General features: G+C 71.0%; 6 protein-coding genes and 1 riboswitch. Of the genes, 2 read left to right on the top strand and 4 right to left on the bottom strand.

What is annotated here, in order from left to right; genetic code table 11:
• From QK444_RS30945 to QK444_RS30955, 3 genes are all read right to left on the bottom strand, one after another.
• The coding region (locus QK444_RS30945) for an iron chelate uptake ABC transporter family permease subunit (RefSeq protein ID WP_282785631.1) at nucleotides 1-839 on the bottom strand (839 nt) is incomplete at its 3' end.
• The gene (locus QK444_RS30950; protein ID WP_282785632.1) at nucleotides 836-1834 is read right to left on the bottom strand and encodes an iron chelate uptake ABC transporter family permease subunit; all 999 of its coding nucleotides are present in this window, start codon (nucleotides 1832-1834) and stop codon (nucleotides 836-838) included. The genes QK444_RS30945 and QK444_RS30950, both read right to left, overlap by 4 nt.
• A complete protein-coding gene (locus QK444_RS30955; RefSeq protein WP_282785633.1) occupies nucleotides 1831-2865 on the bottom strand; it encodes an ABC transporter substrate-binding protein in 1035 nt (344 codons plus the stop codon). Before QK444_RS30955 ends, QK444_RS30950 begins: the two co-directional genes overlap by 4 nt.
• Before the next feature lie 28 nt (nucleotides 2866-2893).
• Nucleotides 2894-3084: riboswitch (cobalamin riboswitch) on the bottom strand.
• 242 nt (nucleotides 3085-3326) lie between these two features.
• Between QK444_RS30955 and QK444_RS30960 the strand changes: the two genes are divergently transcribed.
• Nucleotides 3327-4199, top strand: coding sequence for a class I SAM-dependent methyltransferase (locus QK444_RS30960; protein WP_282785634.1), 873 nt, complete (start codon nucleotides 3327-3329; stop codon nucleotides 4197-4199).
• 8 nt (nucleotides 4200-4207) lie between these two features.
• On the opposite strand, the gene QK444_RS30965 is transcribed toward QK444_RS30960, so the two are convergent.
• Nucleotides 4208-5242 carry an AsnC family transcriptional regulator gene (locus tag QK444_RS30965; RefSeq protein ID WP_282785635.1) on the bottom strand — a complete coding sequence of 345 codons (1035 nt, stop codon included), beginning with the start codon at nucleotides 5240-5242 and terminating at the stop codon, nucleotides 4208-4210.
• Between the two features lie 110 nt (nucleotides 5243-5352).
• Between QK444_RS30965 and QK444_RS30970 the strand changes: the two genes are divergently transcribed.
• On the top strand, nucleotides 5353-6220 hold an 868-nt coding region (locus QK444_RS30970; RefSeq protein ID WP_282785636.1), incomplete at its 3' end, for an alpha-hydroxy-acid oxidizing protein.

The raw sequence follows: 6220 nt of genomic DNA on the forward strand, positions 1-6220 counted from the left end.
GCCACCGCGGCGAGGACGATCAGGGTGGTGCGATGCGGTCCGCGACGCCCGGACAGGGTGGCCGCCAACTCGTCGCCGAGTTCGAGCAGCCGCAGGCTGCGGGCCAGCACCAGCAGCGGCGGTGTCACCACCGCCAGCGCGGCGACCCCGAGCACGACATGACTCCAGTCGCGATTGGCGAGGCTGCCCGTGAGCCAGCGGGCCGCGGTGTGCGCCTCGTAGATGTTCGCCCGGGTGAGCACGAAGGAGATGGCGGCCGACAGCATGGCCGTCACGCCGATGCCGACCAGGACGAGCCGATAGCCGTCGAGCCCGTTGGTGGTCGCCACCGCCACGATGAGCGCCATGGCGAGCAGCGATCCCGCCAGCGCGCCGCCGACCAGCACCGCGCCCGAGCCGCCCAGCACCACGCTCACCACCAGCGCGCCCAGCGACGCACCCGTGTTGATGCCGATGATCTCCGGGCTGACCAGCGGGTTGGTCGCGATGCGTTGCAGGATCGCGCCGGAGACCGCGAAGGCGGCCCCGACACAGAGCCCGGTGAGCACGCGGGGCAGCCGATCCCGCACCACCACGTCGTATTCGATGAGGGTGCCGCCGCCGCCGAGCACCCGCAGCACATCGCCGACCGTGAGCGGAAAGTGGCCGACGGTGAGCGACCACGCCGCCACGGCCAGCGCGGCCGCCGTGCACAGCGCGGTGAGCAGGGCCGAACGGCGATGTACGCGCAGGGCTACTCGTCCGCCGGGGGCGCGCAGTAGCACGGTGCCCGGCGGCAGCACCGCGGATCGAGTCGGTGTCGCGGGTCGGGTCGGTGTCGCGGATCGGATGGGCGTCACAGTGTCGCGACCTTCCGATTGCGGACGAGATAGAGGAAGAACGGCGATCCCGCGAAGGCGGTGATGATGCCGACCTGGATCTCCTGCGGGCGCGCGACCACGCGCCCGAGCACATCCGCCGCCAGCAGCAGCGTCGGGCCGAGCACCGCGCACCAGGCCAGGATCCAGCGGTAGTCCTGTCCGGCCAGGGCCCGCGCGATGTGCGGGATCACCAGGCCGATGAACGCGACGGGTCCGGCGATGGCCACCGCGGCACCCGCCAGCAGCACCACGGCCGCCGCGCCGACGGCGCGCACCGTGACCAGCCGCGTGCCGAGCGTGCGCGCCATATCCTCGCCCATGGCGAGCGCGTTGAGCGAGCGCGCCACCGCCACCGCGAGCACGGTCCCGACAGCGATGAACGGCGTTATGGCCCAGACGGATTCGAGATCCGCGCGGGTCAGCGAACCCACCACCCAGAACCGGAAGTTGTCGAAGGTGGTGCGGTCCAGCAGCGTGACGGCGGTGGTGATGGAACCGCACAGCGCGGCGCACGCGGCACCGGCCAGGGCCAGCTTCACCGGGGTGGCACCGCCGAAGCCGAGCGACCCGAGCGTATAGACGAATACCGCCGCGACGGCCGCACCGAGGAAGGCGAACCACACGACCCCGCCCGGCGCGCTCAGACCGAGCACGCCCATGGCGATCACGATGGCCAGCGACGCACCCGAATTGATGCCCAGCAGTCCGGGTCCGGCGAGCGGATTGCGGGTCAGCCCCTGCATGACGGCCCCGGCCAGGGCGAGCGCGATACCCGCCAGCAGTCCGGCCACCGTGCGGGGCAATCGGATGTAGCGCACCACCCGATCCGCGTCGGTGCCCCGGAAGTCGGTGAACGCCGCCGCCACCTGATCGACGGTGAGCGGATGCGTCCCGACCCGCAGCGAGGCGAGGCAGACCAGGGCGAGCGCGGCGAGGGCCACCGGCATGCCGACGCCGCGCAGACCGCGACTCACCGCCCGAACAGATCGGGGTGGATCAACTCGGCGACCAGTTCGGTCGCGTGGGCGATCCGCACCCCCGCCGCCCGATCGGCGAACAGGAAGGGGTGCACCGCACCCGCGCGCACCGCGGTCAGATTGGCGAAGGCCGGATTGCCGGTGAGGGTGTCGGCCTGCGCCTGCCCGTCGGCGCGCGTGTAGTCGGCCCGGCAGCACAGACTGGTCAGAATGATGTCGGGATCGCGGGCGATGATCTCCTCCGCGCCGATCGGCACATTGCGGCGGGCGGTCAGGTCGGCGAAGGCGTTCACCCCGCCTGCGGCCTCGATGATCCGGGTGACGAAGTCGATGCCGCCCGCGACGGTATAGGAACCGTCGTCCTTGGGCGTCACCACCGCGACCCGGGGGCGTTCGGCTCCCGCGACCGTCGCGCGCACCGCCTCGATCCGGTCGCGCAGATCGGTCGCCACCCGCTCGGCGCGTTCGGGCACACCCCACAGCGCGCCGAGATCGCGCAGATCCGCGTACACGTTGTCGAATCGCACCGTCGCGGGGTCGATGGCCTCGTCCGCCAGTCCGTCGGCGCTCGGACACAGCGGACTCAGCACCCAGGTGCGCACCCCGAGTTCGTGCAGGCTGGCGCGGGTGCCGACGCTGGCCTGGGCGGATTTCGCGAACACCCCGTTGTAGCCGGAGAGCACGAAATCGGGCTGCTGGGACAGCAATTCGTCCCGGCTCGGCAGCTTCTCGACGTACGGGACGCTCGCCTGCGCGTCCCGGTATTCGGGCAGCACCGCCGCGTCCAGGAAGGCCGTCCCGACCAGGCGGTCGGTGACCCCGAGGGCGTGCGCGATCTCGATGGACGGCTGATAGGCGGCATAGATGCGCTGCGGCGGCGCATCGACGCCGATATCGATACCGCAGTTGACGCGCGTGACAGCGGCGTCGCCGACAGCGGTGTCGGCCGCGGGCGCACACCCGGCGAGCGCGACGGCACCGGCGAGCAACGCGCCGATCCGCAGGCGCGCGGAAACAAACGTGGTCAAGACGACCGCCTTCCAGGTCCTCGTGGAACGGGTACTGCAGCGCCGTGGCCGGTCTCCTGGCTGACGGGTGTCGCGCGGCGAATCCACCTTCCCAGGGCCGGGCCCCAGTGGCTCCGGACGACCGTGTCGCCCGGAACGATTCGTCGCTCCCGATCACAGTGGCGAGGGCCGCACCGGTTCCACACCGGTTTCCCGAACACCACGGCCCGGCGAATGTAGCAGAGTGCGCGAACCGGGCATCCGCGCTCGTAGCCGGAGGTGCGGCCGGCGAACCGCCGGTATGCCGCCGGTATGCTCGACTCGGCCGACGTGAGGAGATGAATCCATGTGCTACCCGGTGCCGTGCGAGACGTGTGGCAAGACGACGTGGGCCGGCTGCGGCGAACACGTCGACGAGGTGCGCGCCCAGGTCGCCGAAATTCAGTGGTGCGACGGCCACCCGCGGTAGTAGACCGGACGGCATGCATGATGCCGCCGCGGCAGCCGATGACACCGCCATAGCCGATGACACCGCGATAGCCGACAATCGGGCGAACTGGGACGACCGCGCCGACGTGCACGCGCGCTCGGGCATGTACGACGTGGACGGCTTCCTGAACGATCCGACCCGCATCTCGACGGTGGTGCGCAACGATCTGTCCGTCCTGGCCCCGCACCTCCCGGAGACCGGCATCCGGGATCGGTCGCTGCTGCACCTGCAATGCCATATCGGCACAGATACCGTCTCCTGGGCGCGGCTCGGGGCGGTCGACGTCCACGGTCTGGATCTGTCGCCGAACTCGCTGCGCCACGCCGCCCGCATCGCGGCGGCGGACGGGCGCGAGATCACCTGGGTGGAGGGCGACGCGCGATTCGCCTCCGCACTGCTCGACCGGCGCTTCAGCACCATCGTGACCAGCGCCGGAACCATCGTGTGGCTGCCGGAGCTCGACGCGTGGGCGCAATCCGTCCACGATCTGCTGGAACCGGGCGGGGTGTTCCTCATCCGCGACGACCATCCGCTGCTCGGGGCGCTCGGCTTCGAACCCTGGGAGATCAGCGAGGACTATCTGTCCGGCGGCGGCGTACAGACCTACACCGATTCGGGCAGCTACACACCGGGTTCGGCGGGGCGGATCGCGCACGCGACCAACCACGAGTGGCGGCACGACCTCCAGGAGATCGTCACGGCCCTGCTGGACGCCGGGCTCGTGCTGGAGTCGCTGCGCGAACTGCCGTACATGGACTGGCACGCCTTCCCGGAACTCGTCGCCTGCCCGGAAGGCTGGACGCTGCCCGCGGGCGCGCCGCGCGTTCCATTGAACTTCGCCGTCGTCGCCCGGCGTCCGCGCTGACCGTCGATTCAGGCACCGGGTTCGGACCAGATGTCGGCCGCCACCACGGATTCGGTGCGGCCGTGGCGGTCCAGCAGGTGGCCCAGGAGTTTGTCGTGGCGCAGGGTGATGACGCGTTCGGCGATGGTCATGGCGGGATGCAGTGCGGTGAGCGTGTTCTCGAAGCGCAGCACATCGCTCATGGTGTGCAGGCCCGCCTGGACGAGCAGGTTGTGGGTGCCGGTGGTGGCGGCGCAGTTGCGGGTTTGGGGGAGTGCCACCACGGCGTGACCGATACGGGGGAGGTCCGCGGCGGGAACGGTGGCGCGGAAGGTGACCGCGACCGGCCAGCCGCCGAGCGGGCGGGCGAAATCGCAGCGGAAGCGGAACAGGCCGAGTCCGGTGAGGTCGTCGACCCGGCGTTTGACCGTGGACGTGCTGACCGCGAGGGCGGCGGCCAGTTCGGCGTAGGGCGTGCGGCCGTCGCGGGCCAGCAGGCCCAGCAGGGCGCGATCGACCTCGGTGAGCCGGGAGCGGTCGCGATCGGCCGGTGACCGGGCGGGCGGTGCGGTGAGCCGGGTGCGCTGCGCGGGATCCAGGGCGTCGATGCGCCAGTCGCCGCCCTCGGCGAACATGTGGGTGACCAGGCTGGCGTGCACCGCACTGATGTGGGGCAGCGTCGGCAGGATGTCCAGCGTGTAGCGCGACATGGCGGCCAGATCGGCGGCGGCCACGGTGGTGAACAGCCGCTGGGCGCTGGCCGTGCGCTCGATGGTCACCATATGCGGATGCGTCGCCAACCGCGCCGCCACCGTGGCGGCTTCGCCTGCGGCGCAATCGATCTCGACATAGGCAACGGTGATCCGGTCCAGCAGGCGCGGTCCGGGGGACACCGTCACCCAGGCCGCCCCGCGCGCCCGCAGCCGACTCCAGCGGCGGGCGGCGGTGACCGGGTCGACGCCCAGGACCGCGCCGAGCTCGGTCCAGGAGGCGCGGGGGCGCAATTGCAGGGCGTGGATGAGCGCGAGCTCATCCTCACCGATCGGTTCGCAATGATCCTGCATTCACTACCGTTCTCGCGTGGATTTCCTGCACGTGGACCGCTGTGGGAGCCCAGTATTGCACTCTCGTCGAGCACAGAGAGAGTTCGCATCGGAAAGGCGGGCAGTCGGCCATGGCGTTCGGGGACTACCAGAACGAGATCTACTTCAACGGGTTGCGCGGTGTGGTGCCGCCGCTGCCGGTGAGTTTCGCGGAGCTGCGGGATCGGGCGCGCGCGGCCATGCCGCCTTCGGTGTGGTCGTATGTGGCGGGCGGCGCGGGCGATGAGCGCACCCAGGACGCCAATGTCTCCGCCTTCGATCACTGGGGGCTCGTGCCGCGCATGTTCGTGGGGGCCAAGGAGCGCGACCTGTCCGTCGAGCTGTTCGGATCCACCTGGCCCGCACCGGTTTTCCTGGCTCCGATCGGCGTGATCGGACTGTGCGCGCAGGACGGGCACGGCGATCTGGCCACCGCCCGCGCGGCGGCCCGCACCGGCGTTCCGATGGTGGCCTCCACCCTGACCGTCGACCCGATGGAGCAGGTCGCCGCCGAATTCGGCGCCACGCCCGGCTTCTTCCAGCTGTACACGCCCACCGACCGCGAACTGGCCGCCAGCCTGGTGCGCCGGGCCGAGCAGGCGGGCTTCCGGGGCATCGTGGTCACCCTGGACACCTGGGTCACCGGCTGGCGGCCGCGTGATCTGTCCACCGGCAACTTCCCGCAACTGCGCGGGCACTGCCTAGCCAACTACTTCACCGATCCGGTGTTCCGCGCCGGACTGGACCGCACCCCCGAGGAGGACCCGCAGGCCGCCATCCTGCGCTGGATCCAGCTCTTCGGCAATCCGCTCACCTGGGACGATCTGCCGTGGCTGCGGTCGCTCACCGAGCTGCCGCTCATCGTCAAAGGCATCTGCCACCCTGACGACGCCCGCCGCGCGGTGGACGGCGGGGTCGACGGCATCTACTGCTCCAATCACGGTGGGCGGCAGGCGAATG

Origin of the sequence: Nocardia sp. CC201C, from assembly GCF_030010695.1 — a bacterium.
GTDB lineage: Bacteria > Actinomycetota > Actinomycetes > Mycobacteriales > Mycobacteriaceae > Nocardia > Nocardia otitidiscaviarum.

Excerpts from the sequence above, each read along its gene's own strand:
- QK444_RS30965 (WP_282785635.1), bottom strand. The coding sequence starts at position 5,242 with ATGCAGGATCATTGCGAACCGATCGGTGAGGATGAGCTCGCGCTCATC.
- QK444_RS30960 (WP_282785634.1), top strand. The coding sequence starts at position 3,327 with ATGCATGATGCCGCCGCGGCAGCCGATGACACCGCCATAGCCGATGAC.